Source organism: Bacillus sp. CZDM1 (assembly GCF_055502545.1).
Map to the genome: position 1 here is coordinate 130,193 of NZ_JBUESO010000012.1, position 19,194 is coordinate 149,386.

Here is a 19,194-nt window from a genome sequence, read left to right on the forward strand (position 1 = left end):
ATTGCTTCATGTAATGGGAGTGCCTCTTAGATTTTACAAAAAGATTTTCCTATATATAGTAGAAGAGAAGGGGAGATTATTACATTGAAAACACCAAAATATTCTTGGATTATATTATTAATTCTTGTTGCTTCCGGAATGGTCAACCAAGTTGATAAAATTATCATCGGTTTAGTCTCCGTTCCTCTAATGAAAGAGTTACACTTAAGTCCTTCACAATGGGGAGTTATTGGAAGCTCATTCTTTTGGTTCTTTACCATATCCTCTTTAATTATTGGTGGCATGGCCGATTCCAAAAACACGAAAAAAATGTTTACTTGGATCATGTTAGTATGGTTGGCTGTTCAATTTACCACACCATTCGTTTCCAGTCTGTCTTTATTAATGTTTTCAAGAATGATCTTGGGAGCAGGAGAAGGTCCAGCGATTGCTATATCAACTTCTCTAATAGGAAAATGGTTCCCTAAACACAGACATGGTATAGGCTTTGGTGCTGTTCTCTTTGGAGCAGCAATCGGACCAGCGATTGCTTCTCCATTATTAATTTCCTTGATCTCTCAAAATGGATGGAGATCTGCTTTTATTGCAATGGGGATTGTTGGACTTATTGTTCTAGTTTTATGGATGATTTTCGGAAAAGAAAGCCCAAAAGAAATCGGGTTGCCTACAATTGAACATGAGGAAAAGAACTCATTCATCTCTTCTAAGGTTTCTTGGCGTCAATTTCTTCCGCATCTTTTTTCAAAAAATTTTATGTTTACTGTTTTGTGTGCAGGTTGTGCCTATTGGTTATTGTCTGTTCAAGCGGTTTGGTTTCCTGCATACTTTACCAATGTTCAACATTTTGATGGAAAAACATTAAAAATGGCAGTGTCATTGCCTTTTCTCTTCGCTGCCATTTGCCAAATTGTCTTTGCCTTGATATCAGATCGGATATATCGCAAAACAGGAGATATTCGTAAGGCACGAGTAAATCTTGCAGGTATTACAATGGTGCTATCCGCTATTTGTTTATATCTTGGAAGTGTCGTGAATTCAAGTGCTATATCCATCTTGTTCTTCATTCTTGCTCCAGGTTTTGCCATTGTTATTCTATCACTCGCTCCCGCTATGTTGATGGAATTCTTTTCTACCAAAAACATTGGAAAAGCACAAGGGACATATGTTGCTCTATCAAGTTCAGCAAGTATTATTGCTCCAGTTATATTCGGGAACTTTATCCAAAATTCAGGAACTGAGGTAATTGGATATGGTTATGGGTTCCTAGTAACTTCATTGGTTATGTTTGTTTTCGGATTATTGTTTTTGACCATTGTACGTCCTGCGAAGCAAACTAACACAACGATAAAAACAGAGGAAACTGTGATTATTTAAAAATCATGATTTAATCTAGGAGGAAACGAAATATGTGTAAAAATAACATGGGTGTTGATGGAATGGATTGTTGTGTAGATTGCAATGAAGAATTAGCCATTATGGAGCGAAATCGCAGTAAGTGCTGGAATTGTCTGGATAAGATCTCCGAGACTTACGCTGATGATCATATTGATGAGGAAGATGGAGTAATGTAACAAAATATGAATTTATGATATTTAGCAGCCAATCTATGCATAAGTACCGACTAATTACATATTGTTGGTGTGTGTAGAAATGGAATAATAATATGGATTAAGCCTTGGCGAATGGCTGCATGATTAAAAGGGCCTCCAATATTGGAGGTCCTTGATTATTTTTAGTCCTAGGGTTTTAATGTAAGTAAAACTTACATACAAATTAAAATTTTTAATTTTATTTAATTATTACTTATGAGTATAATCGTTATCATACTATTAAAATTATCACAAACTGTCAGAATTTTAATTAATGTAGGGAGTGAAAAGAATGGCTGGTCAAGGTAAGATAATCACAGAATTTAATGAAGCGATTCAAGATATTCAAGATGGAGCAACCATCATTGTTGGCGGGTTCGGACTATCAGGAATTCCCGAGAATCTGATCCAGGCGTTGGTGGAAAAGGGAACAAAGGACTTAACAATTGTTAGTAACAATTGTGGGGTCGATGATTGGGGACTGGGTCTTCTCCTTGCAAATAAGCAGATTAAGAAAATGGTAGCAAGCTATGTGGGGGAGAACAAAATCTTTGAAAAGCAATTTTTAAGTGGAGAATTGGAAGTAGAGCTTGTTCCCCAGGGGACACTGGCTGAAAGAATTCGGGCAGGAGGAGCTGGCATCCCTGGATTCTATACGCCGACTGGTGTTGGTACCCAGATTGCGGAGGGCAAAGAAGTTCGACATTTTAATAGGAGACCGCATATTCTTGAAAAAGGGATAGTGGGTGATTTTGCCTTTGTAAAGGCATGGAAAGGCGACTTGTTAGGAAATCTTGTTTACCGGAAAACAGCGCGCAATTTTAACCCACTCGCTGCAACCGCAGGGAGGGTTACAATTGCCGAGGTGGAGCAAATAGTTGAAGTGGGTGCTCTTGAACCGGATGAGATTCATACACCTGGGATCTATGTCCAAAGGATATTGGAAGGAAAGAATTATGTGAAAAGAATTGAACGCCGTACCGTCATACCTACTAAAATCACCATTGAAGGTTAAATACCTGTTAAAATTACAAAGCAGTTTTTCTAGGGGGAATATATAGTGATGGATACCAGGACAAAAATCATTAAGCGTGCAGTTCAAGAGATTCAAAATGGAATGAACGTAAATCTTGGGATTGGAATACCTACTTTGCTTGCGAACGAAATTCCGAATGATGTTCATGTATTATTACAATCAGAAAATGGCTTGCTTGGGATTGGACCATATCCTTTTGAAGGTATGGAGGATCCTGATCTTATAAACGCAGGGAAGGAAACGGTTACAGCAGTTAGCGGAGGATCGTTCTTTGATAGTGCTGAGTCTTTTGCCATGATTCGAGGAGGACATATTGATTTGGCCATCCTAGGTGGTATGGAGGTATCTGAACAAGGAGATCTGGCAAATTGGATGATCCCTGGAAAAATGATCAAGGGTATGGGAGGAGCGATGGATCTTGTCCATGGTGCCAAAAGAATCGTGGTCATTATGGAACACACCAATAAGTACAATGAATCCAAGATTAAAAAAAGCTGTACCCTTCCATTGACCGGTCAAAAAGTTGTACATCGATTAATTACGGATTTGGCTGTGTTTGATTTTACACCTGAGGGCATGATTCTTATGGAAACTCAAGAAGGTGTTACAGTTCATGAAGTAATGGAGAAGACGGAGGCTTCCTTTACGATTAGTCCCAATCTGAATTTAGGTCATGGGGAGCTGCAAAAGGCTTCGATAACAATATAAAAGAAATAATACTAATAGATTCCTATAAAAAGAGAAGCACTAAGTCCACTTTGGACGAAGTTGCTTCTCTTTTTTTCTGTATTAACTTTTAATAATTTCAGATTTAAGATAATGGATATATTTGTTGCCAAAAGTGGATAAATGTTTATTTTCTGATCGAACTAAACCTAAAGAAATATTAACAGTGCTATGATTCACCAGATCTACTGGAATAATATCTCCATTGATAACGGAAGGATAATTTTTCATTACGAAATCAGGAGCAAATGTAATGGCCAAGTTTTCATTGATGGCTTGTAGAACGCCGGCCATATTATTTGATGTAAATAGGATTTTTAAAGGCTTATATCTCTTAAAAAAATCTTGTACAAAATATTGCATTAATTCACCTTTATAGGTGACGAGAGTTTGATCAAGTACATCATTTGGTGTTACGGTACCAAGAAACGCTAAGGGAGAATGCTTAGAAACATATACTTTCTGCTTCCCCTCAATAAAAGCTTCAAACGCTATTCCTTCCATGTTTACGCTCAAATCACTTGAATATGTAATCAGTCCGAAGTCAATCTTATGCTGCCTGACATCTTCAATTACAGCATTTCCACTTTTTTCGGTTACCTCAAGATTTACGTGAGGATAATCATGTCTAAAAGCTGATATTGCTTTTACCAGAAACGTCATTAAACCTGGTAGAGAAGAAATTTTTAGATCCCCCACTTCTGTGGAATTCATTAAGTTGGCTGTCTCTTTTATTTCTTCAAGTTTTTTTTGTACTTCATAGGCTAGTTTTAGAATGGTTCTGCCTTCGTCCGTTGGGACAGCACCATGTCCCCGTGACCGTTTAAGGATTTTAATCCCTAGTTCTTTTTCAAAGTTGGTTATGGACTGGCTGATAGTAGATTGAGTTACATGTAGATTCTGTGCCGCAATAGACAGAGAATTGTATTTAGCGACTTCAACGATATATAGTAATTGTTCAATATTCATTGCTGTACCCCTTTTTAAATATTAGTAAAACTTAATTACATATTAAAATCTTTAATTTTATTTCATTATAATTTATTAGTACAATCAATATCAATAAGATTTTTAAAATCTTTGAATATTCTTAATAAGGAGGAAATGTAAAATGTCATTAAAACAATTGTTTGATTTAACCGGACAGACAGCAATCGTTACCGGAGGCGGCAGCGGACTAGGGCGTGTAATGGCACTGGCTTTAGCAGAGGCAGGTGCAAACGTTGTAGTTTGTTCTCGTCGATTAGAAGTTTGTAAAGAAGTTGTAAAAGAAATAGAGGCATTAGGGAAACAAGCTCTTGCTCTAGCGGTTGATGTAACAAATCCTGAATCTGTCGTTCAAGGTTTGGAGAAAGCGGTTTCTCGTTTTGGAAAAATCGAAATTTTAGTCAACAGCAGTGGAACGGTTTTTGAAACGCCTGCTACTGAAATGCCTTTAAAACAGTGGCAAGCTATGCTTGATACAAATGTGACTGGTACCTTCTTGATGTGTCAAGCTGTAGGAAAACAAATGATTGAAAACGCATACGGAAAAATCATTAACATTTCTTCTAGTATTGGTTTTAAAGGCGTTGACCCAGAAGCAGTAGATTCTGTAGGGTATACAACTAGTAAGGGTGCCGTTATGACTTTAACGAAGGATCTTGCAGTTAAGTGGGGTCGCCATGGAGTGTATGTAAATTCCATTGCTCCTGGAGTGTTCACTACTGGAATGAATAACCCAGAAATACCGGGAACACTTGTACACAAAGCAGGTCCTTTCATTGCATCCCAAGTTCCAGTTAGAAGGTTAGGCAATGACAATGATTTAGTAGGTGCTCTCCTATACTTTGCTTCAGCAGCTTCTAATTATTGTACAGGACAAATATTGGTTCTTGATGGGGGCCTTGGGGCTAAGTAAATTTCATCCAAACAACGAGCAGTGTAAATTAATCAAACTTAATTGCACATTAAAAATGTTAATTTTACTTAGCTGAAAATTAAAAATATACTGATATTATAAATTCGAAAAAGTTAATTAGCTGAATCATGTAAGCGTTAACAGCGTGCGAATTTAAAAACATACAATGGAAGAGGGAATTGTAGTGAGTAATGTAAAAAATGTACAAGCAGCAGTAGCATATCATGCAGGAAATGTTAATGTAGATGAATTGCCTTGGGTTCCTTATTTCGGAGATGCGAAATTTAAATTGCTTAAAGCCAATCCTGTGACAGGACAGAATATTACCTTATTATATGTACCTGCGAAAATGCAGCTTCCAGCCCATTTTCATCCTGGACAAGTCATTGTTTATACTGTACAAGGATCTTGGAGATATCTCGAGGAGTCTTGGATTTCCAAACCTGGCGACATGGTTTTTGAACCTGCCGGCTCCACACATACACCTACAGCTGTAGGGGATGAAGACGTTATTACATTCAATATTGTGGAAGGAACATTAGACTATTTGGGTGAGAATGGAGAAATTATTGCACGAGATAATTGGGAATCATTCCTGAAAAGATACCTAGACTATTGCGAGGCTGAAGGAATTGAACCAGTTGATGTGACTGCGTTTTAAAATTAAATCTGTTATAAAAAGAGAAGCCCTGTGTCTAAGTGACGAAGAGGCTTCTCTTTTATTATGCGTAACTCTTATTAATTTCAGGAATTTAGAAAAATAGATAGTTTTCACTATCTATATATTAGAAATACTTACTTATATATTAAAATGTTTAATTTTATATAATTTATACTAATGAGTATAATCAATAATATAATAATGTTTATAAATTTTAGAATTTTCCGAATGTAAAGGGGCTAAAAAACATATGCCAACAGAAACTGTTTTGATTACAGGCGCTACTAAAGGGATCGGTTTGGAATTCGCAAAAGTTTTCGCAGACCATCGCTATAACTTGGTATTAGTTGCCAGGAACGCAACGTTGTTGGAACAACAAGCTGAGATATTACAAAAGGATTATGGAGTTCAAGTAAATACTTTTGCCGGTGACTTAAGCAGCCAAGCAACAGTAGAGAACTTGCATCGGTACTTGAAAAACGAAGAAATCAACATCGATATTTTGATTAATAATGCCGGGGCTGGCGGATTAGGATTAATGACGGAATTGGATATTAAGAAAGAATTGGAATGCCTGCAGCTCAACATGATATCGCTTACGTATTTAACCAGACTTATAGCGGGTGAAATGGTTAAACGAAAGCAAGGTAAAATTTTAAATGTGGCTTCAACGGCGGCCTTTCAGCCAACTCCAGGGATGTCGATGTATGGGGCAAGCAAATCGTACGTCTTAACCTTTTCAGAAGCGATTGCGGAAGAATTAAAAGGAACCGGAGTTCATGTTAGTGTATTATGTCCCCCATCAACCAAAACGCCGCTCACAGAAGGATTGGCCGCAACAGGAACAAAAATTTTCATTAAGAACTTGATGGACCCAGAAGCAGTTGCCAAGTACGGCTTTGCAGGGTTAATGAAGAATAAAACAGTGATCATCCCAGGCTTTAAAAATAAACTTATGGCTAAATCTGTGGGACTGCTGCCAAGGAAATGGGTAACCATCTATACCCGAAAGATGATCGAGCAAAAAGTGTAAATAGCGATTTAATTCCCATCCTTGAAAAGGTGGGAGTTTTTACAGCTATCTTCGAAATGAGCAATCGCTCGCTCAACATACTCGGAAGAAATAGGATGCACAAAATATATTAAAAGAGGAGTCTAACAATGAACTTTTTATTATCAGAAGAACACCAGATGATGCAAAAAATGGTGCGCGAGTTTGCACTGAACGAATGTGAGCCTACTGCAGCACAGCGAGATGAAGAAGAATACTTTGATATCAAGATTTGGCGGAAGATGGCAGAACTTGGCTTATGCGGAATCCCTTGGCCGGAGGAATACGGTGGTGCCGGTGCCGATTATATGAGTTATGTGATCACGGTGGAAGAACTTTCCCGGGTGGATGCTTCCATAGGGACTACTCTTGCTGCCCATTCATCGTTAGCCGGATGGCCGGTTTTTAAGTTCGGAACGGAGGCACAAAAACAAAAATATTTGCGAACCATGGCAGAGGGAAAAAGCATGGGTGCGTATTGCTTGACTGAAGCTGGATCGGGATCTGATTCCAGTGGAATGAAAACAACAGCGGTACTAAAGGGCGATGAGTGGATATTGAACGGTTCGAAGATTTTTATTACCAACGGTGGTTATGCGGATATCTATATTGTATTTGCCCAGACCAATCCGGAACTAAAGCATAAGGGGATTACCGCTTTTATTGTAGAAAAGGACTTCCCAGGATTTTCTGTAGGAAAGAAGGAGAAAAAGATGGGCATTCGCTCTTCCGCAACAACGGAAGTGATTTTTGAGGACTGCCGTGTGCCAAAGGACAATCTCTTGGGACAAGTAGGTGAAGGGTTTAAGATTGCCATGATGACCCTTGACGGCGGTCGGAATGGAGTCGCTGCCCAAGCGGTGGGAATTGCTCAGGGAGCGTTTGATAAAGCTGTCGAATATGCGAAGGATCGCGTCCAATTTGGCAAACCGATTAGCGCGCTTCAAGCTATACAATTCAAACTAGCCGATATGGCTACCAAAATAGAAGCCTCTCGTTTATTGACATATCAAGCTGCCTGGCGTGAGGATCAAGGAATCCCTTATGGGCATCAATCGGCAATGTCCAAACTGTTAGCTGGAGACACTGCAATGGAAGTTACGCTTGAGGCTATCCAAATTTTTGGGGGATATGGTTATACAAGGGAATACCCGGTAGAACGTTATATGAGAGATGCCAAAATCACTCAAATCTATGAAGGAACGCAAGAGATTCAGCGACTTGTTATAGCTGGAAATCTGTTGAAATAATATAGAAAATTCAAAATTTAATCAACTCAAGTAAGAAGCTACTATTTTAAAGAGGTGGAAGAACTTGTCGGATGTGAAAGATTTACTTGGACTTGAGTTAGAACCTTACAGCATGGAAGTTGAAAAAGGGAAAATAAAAGAATTAGCCATCGCCATTGGTGATGATAACCCGATTTACTACAGTTTGGAGGCAGCTAAGGATGCTGGTTATGATGGTATTCCTGTTCCGCTCACCTTTTTGCAAGTCATTGAGTACCATGGCGGATATGGCTTTCAAGAAAAAATGGAAGTATTAAAATTAAACCCAGTTAAAATTTTGCATGGTGAACAAGTGTATGAATATCTTGGCGATATTTATGCCGGGGATGAGCTTCATGTTACGAGTAAGATTGTTCGGGCAGATACCAAAATCGGTTCTTCTGGCGGAATGGATTTTGTTACGGAAGAAACCAGATTTACCAATCAAAAAGGCGAATTAGTGGCAATTGCTAAAATTACGTTAATTCACCGTCATTAAATTGTTGCTAATGATAGGAGAGAAATAAATCATGTATTTTGAAGATTTGCAGGTGGGAGATTCTTTTCCAGTTCTGAAAAAAGATCCAATTACACGAGTTCAGCTCGTAAGATTTGCAGGGGCTTCCGGAGATTTTAATCCACTGCATACCGTTGAAGAGGTTGGGGAGAAAGCTGGCACAGGTATTATTGCTCACGGAATGTTAATCATGGGGATGTTATCCCAAGGAGTTACATCATGGATACCACGAAAAAACATTAAGAGAATACAAGTGCGTTTTAGTAAAATGACGCATCCCGGAGAATCTATCGAAATTGTTGGCAGAGTGATAGAGAAAAAAGCTGATAAACTCGTTGTGGGTGAAGTATTGGCGAAAAACTGTGACGGCGATGTGAAAGTTTCAGGGATTTTTGAAGCGATATTACCATCAACGAATTAGTAGAGGAATCGTATTCTCCTAACTTGCAACGTGTTTAATTTAAGAACGAAAATCCTTTTTCGGTTCTATACTGTTTTTTAAATATTACATCAGAAGGGGATACGAAAAAATGAACATTTTAGTATTGATGAAACAAACGTTCGATCCGGAGGAAAAAATTGCGTTCCAATACGGCACCGTTAGTGAAGAAGGGGTAAACTTCATCATCAATCCTTACGATGAATATGCAATTGAAGAGGCGCTTCAATTGCGGTCATTGCACGGTGGAGAAGTAACGGTTATCACGGTAGGACCTGAACGTGAAGAGAATGGGCTGCGAACGGCGCTTGCTATGGGTGCGGATAAAGCGATTATCGTTAATAGCGAAGATTTAAATCTTGATGAATACAGTACAGTTAAAATTCTTGAGTCCATTATTAGAAATCGGGAATTTGATATCATATTAGCCGGTAATGTGGGAGTTGATTATGGCAGTGGACAAATTGGTCCACGCCTTGCAGAAGAACTCAATATTCCACAAGTGACGACGATCACGAAGCTGGAGATTGTTGGAAACGAAGCTGTGATAGAGCGGGACGTTGAAGGAGATATAGAGATTGTCTTGGTATCTCTTCCAGTTTTGGTCACAGCACAACAGGGACTAAATGAGCCGCGATATCCTTCCTTGCCTGGCATCATGAAGGCGAAGAAAAAGGCAATTGAGCGGATTGAAATTGATGATTTACATATTGAAGACGTTCTAGAAGTAAAGACAATAACTACCGAGACATTTTTTGCCCCGAAAAAAGGAGCAGGACGTATCCTGGAGGGGACCATCGAAGCTCAAGTTTCTGAACTGGCTGTACTTCTACGCACTGAAGCGAAGGCAATCTAACACGCAGGAGGAGAACTAACATGAGAAAAGTACTAGTGGTGACGGAAACTAAAGCTGGGAACTTAAGAGGTGTTTCACTGGAGTTGTTGACAGCTGCGCAGTTCATTGCGGAAGGCGGAGAAATAATAGCTGTGGCTTTCGGCAGTGAAGCTGTTCATTATGCACATGTTTTAGGGAAACATGGTGCAAATAAAGTATATATTGTGGGCAACCAAGAACTCGATGCTTATACAACCGATGCTTATTCTCAATGCTTGAGACAGGTTATTGATGAAGTGGAACCAGGAGCTATTTTAATGGCACATACATCAATCGGGAAAGATCTTGCACCGCGCATTGCAGCGCGGTTGGGGCTTGGACTTATATCTGACGTCATTGATGTTCAGGTGGAGGATGAAGACGTTATCTTTACACGTCCTGTTTTTTCCGGAAAAGCGTTTGAGAAAAAGAAAGTAGTTTCTGGCATCCCATTCGCAACTGTACGGCCAAATAATATCCAAGTGGCAGAAATCAACGGAACGATTGAGATTGTCCATTTTTATGCTGAAATCAAAGACTTACGGACGATTGTTAAGGAAGTAGTACGAAAAACAACAAGTGGGGTAGATTTATCAGAAGCTAAAGTTGTCATCTCTGGTGGGCGCGGGGTTAAATCGTCTGATGGTTTTAAGCCGCTTCAGGAATTAGCCGAGGTCCTAGGTGGGGCGGTAGGTGCTTCCCGTGGTGCATGTGATGCTGAATACTGCGATTATTCACTGCAAATCGGACAGACGGGAAAGGTTGTCACCCCAGATTTGTACATTGCCTGTGGAATTTCAGGTGCCATTCAGCATTTAGCCGGAATGTCTAACTCCAAAGTTATCGTAGCGATTAACAAAGATCCGGAAGCCCCAATCTTTCAAATAGCCGACTACGGTATTGTGGGTGATTTGTTTGAGGTGGTTCCTTTACTAGCTGAAGAATTCAAAAAAGTACTAGTAAACTCTTAAATAAAATTACTATTGGAAAGGAACTTTTACATGTTTAAAAAGGTTCTTATTGCTAATCGAGGAGAAATTGCTGTTCGTGTAATTAGGGCGTGCAAGGAAATGGGGATATCCACGGTTGCCGTTTATTCTGAAGCAGACCGAGAAGCCCTGCATGTGCAAATGGCGGACGAAGCATATTGTATTGGACCCTCGGCATCTTCGCGAAGTTATTTGAATATTGCCAATATAATTAGCGTTGCTCAAATTACGAATGCGGAAGCTATCCACCCTGGTTATGGTTTTCTGGCAGAAAACGGTACTTTTGCAGAAATTTGCTCGGATTATGACATTGCATTTATTGGGCCAGAAGCAGAAGCCATTAATAAAATGGGGGATAAAGCGGTCGCGAGAGATACGATGAAAAGTGTGGGAGTACCTACCGTTCCTGGAACAGATGGTCTAATTGAAGATCTTGAAGAAGCTGTTACGATAGCAAAGGAAATTGGATTTCCCGTCATTGTTAAGGCAACTGCTGGCGGCGGCGGCAAGGGAATGAGAGTAGCGGAGGATGAAGAGGAATTACGCAAAGCCATCCGTCAAGCTCAAACAGAAGCAGAAACGGCATTTGGAAACGCCGGTGTGTATTTAGAGAAATACATTGAGGAACCACGCCATGTGGAAATTCAAATTATTGGGGATATGCTTGGTAATATCATTTTTTTAGGGGAAAGAGACTGTTCCATTCAAAGACGCCATCAAAAACTGGTTGAAGAAGCACCGTCACCAGCCCTTGAGGAAGATACTCGAAAACAGATGGGTGCAGCAGCAATCGCCGCTGCAAAAGCTGTTAACTATCATGGAGCGGGGACTGTTGAGTTTTTATTAGATAAAAACGGTCATTTCTATTTCATGGAAATGAATACCCGAATACAGGTAGAACACCCTGTTACAGAAATGGTTACAGGTATTGACTTAATCAAAGAGCAAATTTTGGTGGCAGCAGGCTACCCTCTGACTTATAGACAGGAAGATATTAAAATCAATGGCTGGGCAATTGAATGCCGTATCAACGCAGAAAACCCGGCAAAAAATTTTATGCCTTCTCCAGGGAGAGTTGAAATGTATCTTCCTCCTGGGGGTTATGGTGTACGAGTAGATAGCGCTCTTTATCCTGGTTGCGAAATTTCTCCTTATTATGATTCAATGGCAGCAAAAGTGATCGTATGGGGAAAAAATCGTGAAGAGGCGATCATGCGCATGCAGAGGGCACTTGATGAATTTATTATTAGTGGAATCAAAACTACTATTCCATTCCATCAAAAACTTTTCGAACATGAGAGTTTTGTAAATGGACAGTTTAACACAAAATTTATTGAAACGAATCCAATACCGTTAGAAGTGTAATTCATCAAGTTAAACCATGATTAAGGAGAGATAGAGATGTTTAAAATTCAGGAAATAAGAGAAATCATTAGACTATTTGATGATTCGACAGTAGACTGCTTAGAACTTGAAAAGGGAGATACTCGAATTTTCGTTAGAAGAAATTCAATGCTAAATCCTTCTGTTATACAAGGTAATGAATCAATTAATCTGGCTATTCCTGCTGTTTTGGATGCACCTGTTCTTGTAGCCGCAACCAAGTCGAATGAAATTTCAGAAGCGTCTTTTCAAGCGGCAGCGACGAAGGAAATTACTGAGAAAGAAGAAAAAACACCAAAAAGTCTTGGAAATGAAAACCTATTAAAAATTGTTTCCCCTATGGTTGGGATGTTTTACAAGGCACCAGCAGTCGATGCGGCTCCCTTTGTAAAAATTGGGGATAAGGTTGAAAAATCAACCGTTGTCTGTATCGTTGAAGCCATGAAATTGTTTAATGAAATTGAAGCAGAAATGGATGGAGAGATCGTTGAAGTACTCGTCGAGAATGGTCAGCTCGTAGAATACGGCCAACCTCTTTTCTTAGTGAAGCAGACATCCTAACATAATTCGAAAAGAGGAAGTGGAAATTTCCAATGAGCACAGTTTATGAGAAGATTTATGATCTATGGGATCGGAAAAGTAAGATCGTGCTTGGCGGCGGTGACGAGCGCATTGATACCCAGCATAATCGAGGGAAACTTACTGCAAGGGAACGAATTGATCTATTGTTGGACGATGATTCTTTTGTGGAATTAAATTCATTTATCAAGCACCGTGCAACCAACTTCGGCATGGATAAATTGGAAAGTCCAGGCGAAGGTGTTGTGACGGGCTATGGTAAAATTCATGGCCGTCTAGTCTACGTATTTGCCCAGGATTTTACCGTTTTTGGCGGAGCACTAGGAGAGATGCATGCGACTAAAATTTGCAAAATTATGGATTTGGCTGCGAAAAATGGGGCACCCATAATTGGTTTAAATGATTCAGGTGGTGCCAGGATTCAGGAAGGCGTCGTTTCTTTAGACGGATACGGTCAAATTTTTTATCGAAATGCCATCTACTCTGGTGTAATCCCGCAAATATCAGTGATCATGGGCCCTTGTGCGGGTGGGGCAGTCTATTCTCCAGCCATAACGGATTTTGTGTTTATGGTGGAAAATACCAGTCAAATGTTTATTACAGGTCCAAAGGTCATTGAAACGGTTACCGGCGAGAAAATTTCTGCGGAGAATCTTGGCGGTGCAAAGGTTCATTCTTCCATTAGTGGCTGTGCCCATTTTAATGGTGATTCCGAACAAGCAGTCTTAGAAGAAGTAAGAAAATTAATTTCCTTTCTGCCTCAAAACAATACGGTAAATCCTCAGTCTTTGGAATGCATGAAAGAGGATGATTGGCGGGAAGATTTGCTGGACCTAGTGCCTCTCAATGCAACGAAGGTATATGATATTCGCAAGGTATTAGAACAAGTATTAGATCAAGGGGATTTTATGGAAGTTCAAAAGGACTATGCGAAAAATATCGTAGTTGGTTTTGGAAGTATCGATGGGAATAGTGTAGGAGTTGTTGCCAATCAGCCTAAAGTAATGGCTGGCGGTCTAGATATCAATTCTTCGGACAAGACTTCCAGATTCATTCGATTCTGTGACTCTTTTAACATCCCGATCATAACTTTTGAAGACGTTACGGGTTTTTTCCCTGGAGTCAATCAAGAGCACGGAGGTATTATTCGTCATGGTGCAAAAATTCTCTACGCCTATTCAGAAGCAACAGTTCCTAAAATAACCGTCATTTTAAGAAAAGCATTTGGCGGGGCCTATGTCGCTATGAATTCAAAAGCAATTGGTGCGGACATCGTATTTGCTTGGCCTAATGCGGAAATTGCCGTAATGGGAGCTGAAGGAGCAGCAAATATTATCTTTGCTAAAGAAATTAACCAAAGCAGTGATCCGGCAGCAACACGTTCGGAAAAAATTGAAGAATATCGAAATATGTTTGCGAATCCTTATGTTGCGGCTTCTCATGGAATGGTGGATGACGTGATCGACCCAAGAGATACAAGAAAAGTTCTGAAACAGTCTTTAGAGATGCTTAGAACAAAAAAAGAAGTAAGACCGAAAAAAAAGCATGGGAATATTCCATTATAGGATATGTTCCAATAAAGAGGAGGAGAAAAGATGGTAAAAAACTTTTATGATATGTGGAAAAATTATTATTCTGAATTTAGTAATCTGGTGGATGATCAAGTAACGAAGGAATTTCCAACTCAAGCGATCAGCCAGATATTGGAGATGAATATTTTATTCAAACAAATGTTGAATGAAACAACGGAACGTTATTATGAATTTGCAAATCTACCATCAAGAAATGACCTTGCACATGTATCCTCTCAGATTGTCAATGTAGATGCGAAAGTGGATGATTTAGAAGAATTTATACAAGAATCCAAGGATAATCAAAGAGATACAGTAGAAGTGCAACGTGAAATAACAAATTTGAAAAAGGATATGAAGAGTCTTGATACAAAACTGAATCAAATCTTAACTTTATTAAATACGCCGAAAGTTACGAATACAAAAGGATCTGTCTAACAGTACAGAAAAAAATAGAATTGAAAAAGGTTTTATTTTATCAATTAAAATATGGTAAGGAGTGGTGTTATGAACAATCATTTGACAAAAGAATACGAAAATTTCATCGAAATGGTACCTGAGGAGTATCAACAGATGTATAGACGTTTAAAAAGCGTAACTCAAGTGTTATTGAAGGATGCCGAACCAGAGGTCGGCCCAACTCCGAAAGAAGTCATTTGGACTCGAAATAAAACCAAGCTATATCGATATATTTCAGAACAACCAAAAAAACATAAAACTCCGCTTCTCTTGATTTATGCACTGATTAATAAGCCCTATATTATGGATTTAACCAAGGGTGGCAGTTTAGTTGAATATCTGGTGAATCGAGGCTTTGACGTCTATCTCCTTGAATGGGGTACACCAGGCATTGAAGATAAAAATATGAAATTAGACGATTATATTATCGACTACATCCCACGGGCGGTTCGTAAAGTTTTGCGAAAATCGAATGCGGATGAAGTGTCTATTCTTGGATATTGCATGGGCGGTACAATTACTTCAATATTTGCTGCTCTGCACCCTGAATTGCCCATTCGTAACCTTGTCTTTATGACAACTCCGTTTGATTTTGAAGATACAGGCCTTTATGGTGCTATGCTGGATGAGCAACATTTTGATATTGATAAAATGGTGCAAACATACGGTAATATTCCACCTGAAATGATTGACATTGGTAACAAACTACTAAAACCGATGGCAAACATTTATGGACCTTATGTTAGTCTTTTTGATCGTGCTGAGAATGAAAGTTTTGTAAAGAGCTTTAAACTTCTGCAAAAATGGTTAAACGATGGCATTCCATTTCCGGGTGAATCCTATCGTCAGTGGATTCGCGAATTTTATCAAAAAAACAAGCTGATTAAAGGGGAACTCGTTATTCGTGGGCGTCAGGTGAGTCTTGCGGAAATCACTGCTAATGTCCTCAACCTATCGGGTGAAATGGATAACATTGCTCCACCGCATCAAGTAGAAGCATTGATGAATCGCATATCCAGTAAAGACAAACAATATATAAACTTACCAGTTGGGCATACGTCTATTGCTTTTGGAAGTAAAGCTTCAAAAATAACATATCCAACGATTGGTGATTGGTTAGAAGAGAGATCAAACTAAACGTAAATACTAACAAATTAATAGATCTGTATAACAAAATTGAAGTAGTTTTTGAAGATAAAAACTATTAGTTTACAAGTTTAATATTAAAACCACTCACAGACCCCGGCATTAATGACAGGCCGGTACTAAACATAACAGGAGGTCTGTAAGGGTTTTCGATTTCACTTGCATTGCCAGAATTTGAAGTTGTCACCATGTAATAACAATACAAGAGTCGGTTTAGGTATAGGTGGTAATTAGGTTGATTTTTTTAAACTACATTGTTAATCTCTCAATATTTTGCCTTTTTGTAATTATGCCTCTCGTAATCCGTTCATTTATTAATCATAAGCCAATTAACAAAGTGCGACTTTGGGTAGGGGTTTATGCAGGATGTTTACCTTCATCCTTGTAATGGTATCTATAAAGCAACAAGGGTAATCAGCAGCTAACCATTTAAATATAAATAAATATTGGCTTTACAAATGGCAGTATTACCTATGTAAGTAAAGTGAATGAAGGAACTTTAATTGAGATTACATTACCATCGGCTAGTTAAATATGTCCTAATAGGAGGAATTGAAATGACGGTAGTTAATAAAATCAAAAAAAATGGTTCATCTATAGACCAACTATGGAATCAAGCGATTCAAAAAATTGATGATTGGGATGAAGGAGAGAATTTTCGAGAGGAAGTTCTGCTGCAATCTTCAAAACGATTGGCTGAAAATGTGAAACAAAATCAAACAAATGTAAGCGAACTCATAAACCAAATTACAAAAGAACTTTTTGAATTGGAAGAAATGTCACGAGAACAATTATTGACATCAACTACAGGTTTGCACAATCTAACCCTATTAAATTCATTTGAGGAAATTAATAATCAAGTGGATCAAATTAAAAATCTATCATCAGAGCTCCTCATAAGTCCTTTAGATAATCTATTAAATGGTAATTACTCTGAAACTATTATAAACACACTAGATAAATATATTGATTATAGACGAAATTATCGAAATTTGTATGTGAAAAATATAAAAGAAACATTTTCTATTATCCAAAAAAATCAGATAATATTCCTTAATTTCTTAACAAATCCATTTGAAAATGTATTCTTTCCTTTAAATAAATATATGGTGCCTTCAAACGAATAAATGAATAAAAATATTGTGAGAGAGGTGAGATTATGTGGGTATGTAACACACATATGAAACAATCACTGCCAGCTTTAGATGCTCCCCATGTTAGCAAAGCTTGGTATCAAATTAAGTGCTCACTTTGTGAAAATTTTGCGATTGCAAAAGTTTATTATAATTACCAAACTTACCATTTTTCAAAACAACCCATGTATTCTATGTCAAAAACTTCCTCGGAAAAATCAAGTTAATTAAAGTGAAGTGTCAAGTAAAACCGCGGACAAAACCGCTATTTTAGGTAAAGTGGGGGATAGTGAATGCAAAATGTATACTTAGTTGAGGCACTCAGAACTCCAATAGGGAGTTTCGGTGGTGCATTGAAAGATGTAGGTGCTGTACAACTTGCAACGACTGTTGTTAAGGAAGTGTGGCAACGATCTAGTCTTTCGGCTGAATCCATTGATGAGGTAGTACTAGGAAATGTACTAAAATCAGGACTCAAAGGAAACCCAGCAAGACAAGCAGCTATCCATTCTGGGATACCTGTGTCTGTACCAGCCATTACCATTGATAAACAATGTGCATCTGGATTGCGCGCGATTACATTAGCCTATCACCAAATTCTTGCAGGAGATTCAAATGTTGTGATTGCAGGGGGGACAGAAAGTATGAGTAATGTCCCGCATTTGGTGATGAATGCAAGGTGGGGACAGAAATTGGGAGATTTACGGACAGTGGATGCACTCTTTCATGATGGACTTCACTGTGCAATAGAAGGTTACCATATGGGGATTACAGCTGAAAATTTAGTAGAACGCTATCTTATTTCTCGAGAGGAACAAGATATTTTTGCGTTAGAGAGCCAGCAAAAAGCTATTAAAGCTAAAGAACAAGGTAAATTCGAAGAAGAAATTATTCCTGTCGCTATTAAAAGCAAGCATGGTGCCACTCTATTTACAGAAGATGAGAATATAAAAAATACTAATCTAGAGAAATTACTAACATTAAAACCAGCTTTTAAAGAGAATGGGACGGTGACAGCTGGAAATGCTTCGTCATTAAATGATGGGGCAGCTGCAGTCATTGTTGCTTCTGAACAAGCTGTAAAGGAATACAATTTAAAACCACTTGCCAAAATTCGTTCGGTTGCGAGTTCCGCTGTTTCTCCTTCTATCATGGGCATTGGACCAGTCCCGGCGACACAAAAAGCTTTAACCAGAGCAAATCTTACAATACAGGATATCGAATTGGCAGAGTTAAATGAAGCATTTGCAGCACAAGTCCTGGCAGTAAATAAGGAATTAGGTTTGCCAGAGGAGATTATTAATGTTAATGGAGGAGCGATAGCATTAGGTCACCCAATCGGATGTTCAGGTGCACGGATTTTGGTTACCTTAGTTCATGAATTAAGACGTCAAAAGAAACAAATTGGGTTAGCCTCCTTATGTGTGGGCGGAGGACAAGGCGTTTCAATCATCATTGAAGCAGTATAATGCTGCATGGAACAATAATGGGGAATTAGTTGGTTTGAAGATTCGCTTTACAGATAGACAATATCATTACCAAAAAGCATCAAACTTTTTATGGTTTGATGCTGTTTTATTTTTGTAAATAAATCAACTAATTGCAATTTATTTAGTTTTAAGGTTCTTTCTAAGATTTAATTGTTTTTTAGGTATGCTGTGTTAAAGCTGAATGTTGATTTTACTGTGTTAGGAAAATAAGCGGAGAATTTCCGTTTAAATTGGGAATTCCCCATATTTCCTTCATAATAAGCGGAGTTTTTCCGCTTATTGTATCCAATCTTGAGTTAGTCTAAAAAGTGGACACGAAAAAATGAGATTTAGTTTATAATACAATCATCATTTAAAAGGGCGTGTTCACTTTGGGTAAACAT

At 38.5% G+C, this 19,194-nt stretch carries 21 protein-coding genes; 20 read left to right on the forward strand and 1 reads right to left on the reverse strand.

Annotated elements, in window-relative coordinates; translation table 11 throughout:
- The first annotated feature begins 84 nt into the window (after nucleotides 1–84).
- The 4 genes from ACY3XC_RS22855 (at nucleotide 85) to ACY3XC_RS22870 (ending at nucleotide 3,333) form a co-directional block, all read left to right on the forward strand.
- Nucleotides 85–1,374 (forward strand): MFS transporter, encoded by a 1,290-nt coding sequence (locus ACY3XC_RS22855; protein WP_464870607.1) that lies wholly within the window; start codon nucleotides 85–87, stop codon nucleotides 1,372–1,374.
- 32 nt (nucleotides 1,375–1,406) lie between these two features.
- Complete coding sequence (locus ACY3XC_RS22860; RefSeq protein ID WP_464870608.1) at nucleotides 1,407–1,571, forward strand: hypothetical protein; 165 nt, start codon at nucleotides 1,407–1,409, stop codon at nucleotides 1,569–1,571.
- A 310-nt stretch (nucleotides 1,572–1,881) separates the two neighbouring features.
- The gene (locus tag ACY3XC_RS22865; RefSeq protein WP_464870609.1) at nucleotides 1,882–2,604 is read left to right on the forward strand and encodes a CoA transferase subunit A; all 723 of its coding nucleotides are present in this window, start codon (nucleotides 1,882–1,884) and stop codon (nucleotides 2,602–2,604) included.
- A 48-nt stretch (nucleotides 2,605–2,652) separates the two neighbouring features.
- Nucleotides 2,653–3,333: a 3-oxoacid CoA-transferase subunit B gene (locus ACY3XC_RS22870; protein WP_464870631.1), complete on the forward strand. Its 681-nt coding sequence runs from the start codon at nucleotides 2,653–2,655 to the stop codon at nucleotides 3,331–3,333.
- A gap of 81 nt (nucleotides 3,334–3,414) precedes the next feature.
- Here ACY3XC_RS22870 and ACY3XC_RS22875 read toward each other — a convergent pair whose 3' ends face one another.
- Nucleotides 3,415–4,320, reverse strand: coding sequence for a LysR family transcriptional regulator (locus tag ACY3XC_RS22875; protein WP_464870610.1), 906 nt, complete (start codon nucleotides 4,318–4,320; stop codon nucleotides 3,415–3,417).
- A gap of 142 nt (nucleotides 4,321–4,462) precedes the next feature.
- On the opposite strand from ACY3XC_RS22875, the gene ACY3XC_RS22880 reads away from it, so the two are divergent.
- The 16 genes from ACY3XC_RS22880 (at nucleotide 4,463) to ACY3XC_RS22955 (ending at nucleotide 18,908) form a co-directional block, all read left to right on the forward strand.
- On the forward strand, nucleotides 4,463–5,251 hold the full coding sequence (locus ACY3XC_RS22880; protein WP_464870611.1) for an SDR family NAD(P)-dependent oxidoreductase: 789 nt from the start codon (nucleotides 4,463–4,465) through the stop codon (nucleotides 5,249–5,251).
- A gap of 184 nt (nucleotides 5,252–5,435) precedes the next feature.
- The gene (locus ACY3XC_RS22885; RefSeq protein ID WP_133368678.1) at nucleotides 5,436–5,912 is read left to right on the forward strand and encodes a 2,4'-dihydroxyacetophenone dioxygenase family protein; all 477 of its coding nucleotides are present in this window, start codon (nucleotides 5,436–5,438) and stop codon (nucleotides 5,910–5,912) included.
- A 250-nt stretch (nucleotides 5,913–6,162) separates the two neighbouring features.
- Nucleotides 6,163–6,945, forward strand: coding sequence for an SDR family NAD(P)-dependent oxidoreductase (locus tag ACY3XC_RS22890; protein ID WP_464870612.1), 783 nt, complete (start codon nucleotides 6,163–6,165; stop codon nucleotides 6,943–6,945).
- 128 nt (nucleotides 6,946–7,073) lie between these two features.
- Nucleotides 7,074–8,213 carry an acyl-CoA dehydrogenase gene (locus ACY3XC_RS22895; protein WP_464870613.1) on the forward strand — a complete coding sequence of 380 codons (1,140 nt, stop codon included), beginning with the start codon at nucleotides 7,074–7,076 and terminating at the stop codon, nucleotides 8,211–8,213.
- Between the two features lie 73 nt (nucleotides 8,214–8,286).
- Nucleotides 8,287–8,730, forward strand: coding sequence for a MaoC family dehydratase N-terminal domain-containing protein (locus tag ACY3XC_RS22900; protein WP_464870632.1), 444 nt, complete (start codon nucleotides 8,287–8,289; stop codon nucleotides 8,728–8,730).
- 31 nt (nucleotides 8,731–8,761) lie between these two features.
- Nucleotides 8,762–9,169 carry a MaoC/PaaZ C-terminal domain-containing protein gene (locus ACY3XC_RS22905; RefSeq protein WP_464870614.1) on the forward strand — a complete coding sequence of 136 codons (408 nt, stop codon included), beginning with the start codon at nucleotides 8,762–8,764 and terminating at the stop codon, nucleotides 9,167–9,169.
- 109 nt (nucleotides 9,170–9,278) lie between these two features.
- Nucleotides 9,279–10,043 carry an electron transfer flavoprotein subunit beta/FixA family protein gene (locus ACY3XC_RS22910; protein WP_464870615.1) on the forward strand — a complete coding sequence of 255 codons (765 nt, stop codon included), beginning with the start codon at nucleotides 9,279–9,281 and terminating at the stop codon, nucleotides 10,041–10,043.
- Between the two features lie 20 nt (nucleotides 10,044–10,063).
- Nucleotides 10,064–11,032: an electron transfer flavoprotein subunit alpha/FixB family protein gene (locus ACY3XC_RS22915; protein WP_464870616.1), complete on the forward strand. Its 969-nt coding sequence runs from the start codon at nucleotides 10,064–10,066 to the stop codon at nucleotides 11,030–11,032.
- Between the two features lie 30 nt (nucleotides 11,033–11,062).
- Nucleotides 11,063–12,415 (forward strand): acetyl-CoA carboxylase biotin carboxylase subunit, encoded by a 1,353-nt coding sequence (gene accC / locus ACY3XC_RS22920; RefSeq protein WP_464870617.1) that lies wholly within the window; start codon nucleotides 11,063–11,065, stop codon nucleotides 12,413–12,415.
- Between the two features lie 36 nt (nucleotides 12,416–12,451).
- Nucleotides 12,452–12,994, forward strand: coding sequence for an acetyl-CoA carboxylase biotin carboxyl carrier protein (gene accB / locus ACY3XC_RS22925; protein WP_464870618.1), 543 nt, complete (start codon nucleotides 12,452–12,454; stop codon nucleotides 12,992–12,994).
- Between the two features lie 32 nt (nucleotides 12,995–13,026).
- Nucleotides 13,027–14,577, forward strand: coding sequence for an acyl-CoA carboxylase subunit beta (locus ACY3XC_RS22930; protein WP_464870619.1), 1,551 nt, complete (start codon nucleotides 13,027–13,029; stop codon nucleotides 14,575–14,577).
- 30 nt (nucleotides 14,578–14,607) lie between these two features.
- Entirely contained in the window at nucleotides 14,608–15,021 is a 414-nt protein-coding gene (locus tag ACY3XC_RS22935) for a hypothetical protein (protein WP_464870620.1), read from the forward strand.
- A gap of 69 nt (nucleotides 15,022–15,090) precedes the next feature.
- The gene (gene phaC, locus ACY3XC_RS22940) at nucleotides 15,091–16,179 is read left to right on the forward strand and encodes a class III poly(R)-hydroxyalkanoic acid synthase subunit PhaC (RefSeq protein ID WP_464870621.1); all 1,089 of its coding nucleotides are present in this window, start codon (nucleotides 15,091–15,093) and stop codon (nucleotides 16,177–16,179) included.
- 566 nt (nucleotides 16,180–16,745) lie between these two features.
- Nucleotides 16,746–17,315, forward strand: coding sequence for a hypothetical protein (locus ACY3XC_RS22945; protein WP_464870622.1), 570 nt, complete (start codon nucleotides 16,746–16,748; stop codon nucleotides 17,313–17,315).
- Between the two features lie 299 nt (nucleotides 17,316–17,614).
- Nucleotides 17,615–18,790 (forward strand): thiolase family protein, encoded by a 1,176-nt coding sequence (locus tag ACY3XC_RS22950; RefSeq protein ID WP_464870623.1) that lies wholly within the window; start codon nucleotides 17,615–17,617, stop codon nucleotides 18,788–18,790.
- A complete protein-coding gene (locus ACY3XC_RS22955; protein WP_256989221.1) occupies nucleotides 18,777–18,908 on the forward strand; it encodes a hypothetical protein in 132 nt (43 codons plus the stop codon). The genes ACY3XC_RS22950 and ACY3XC_RS22955 overlap by 14 nt, the downstream gene beginning before the upstream one ends.
- Nucleotides 18,909–19,194 lie beyond the last annotated feature (286 nt).

Excerpts from the sequence above, each read along its gene's own strand:
- ACY3XC_RS22860 (WP_464870608.1), top strand. The coding sequence starts at position 1,407 with ATGTGTAAAAATAACATGGGTGTTGATGGAATGGATTGTTGTGTAGAT.
- ACY3XC_RS22865 (WP_464870609.1), top strand. The coding sequence starts at position 1,882 with ATGGCTGGTCAAGGTAAGATAATCACAGAATTTAATGAAGCGATTCAA.
- ACY3XC_RS22870 (WP_464870631.1), top strand. The coding sequence starts at position 2,653 with ATGGATACCAGGACAAAAATCATTAAGCGTGCAGTTCAAGAGATTCAA.
- ACY3XC_RS22875 (WP_464870610.1), bottom strand. The coding sequence starts at position 4,320 with ATGAATATTGAACAATTACTATATATCGTTGAAGTCGCTAAATACAAT.
- ACY3XC_RS22880 (WP_464870611.1), top strand. The coding sequence starts at position 4,463 with ATGTCATTAAAACAATTGTTTGATTTAACCGGACAGACAGCAATCGTT.
- ACY3XC_RS22890 (WP_464870612.1), top strand. The coding sequence starts at position 6,163 with ATGCCAACAGAAACTGTTTTGATTACAGGCGCTACTAAAGGGATCGGT.
- ACY3XC_RS22895 (WP_464870613.1), top strand. The coding sequence starts at position 7,074 with ATGAACTTTTTATTATCAGAAGAACACCAGATGATGCAAAAAATGGTG.
- ACY3XC_RS22905 (WP_464870614.1), top strand. The coding sequence starts at position 8,762 with ATGTATTTTGAAGATTTGCAGGTGGGAGATTCTTTTCCAGTTCTGAAA.
- ACY3XC_RS22910 (WP_464870615.1), top strand. The coding sequence starts at position 9,279 with ATGAACATTTTAGTATTGATGAAACAAACGTTCGATCCGGAGGAAAAA.
- ACY3XC_RS22915 (WP_464870616.1), top strand. The coding sequence starts at position 10,064 with ATGAGAAAAGTACTAGTGGTGACGGAAACTAAAGCTGGGAACTTAAGA.
- accC (WP_464870617.1), top strand. The coding sequence starts at position 11,063 with ATGTTTAAAAAGGTTCTTATTGCTAATCGAGGAGAAATTGCTGTTCGT.
- accB (WP_464870618.1), top strand. The coding sequence starts at position 12,452 with ATGTTTAAAATTCAGGAAATAAGAGAAATCATTAGACTATTTGATGAT.
- ACY3XC_RS22930 (WP_464870619.1), top strand. The coding sequence starts at position 13,027 with ATGAGCACAGTTTATGAGAAGATTTATGATCTATGGGATCGGAAAAGT.
- ACY3XC_RS22935 (WP_464870620.1), top strand. The coding sequence starts at position 14,608 with ATGGTAAAAAACTTTTATGATATGTGGAAAAATTATTATTCTGAATTT.
- phaC (WP_464870621.1), top strand. The coding sequence starts at position 15,091 with ATGAACAATCATTTGACAAAAGAATACGAAAATTTCATCGAAATGGTA.
- ACY3XC_RS22945 (WP_464870622.1), top strand. The coding sequence starts at position 16,746 with ATGACGGTAGTTAATAAAATCAAAAAAAATGGTTCATCTATAGACCAA.
- ACY3XC_RS22950 (WP_464870623.1), top strand. The coding sequence starts at position 17,615 with ATGCAAAATGTATACTTAGTTGAGGCACTCAGAACTCCAATAGGGAGT.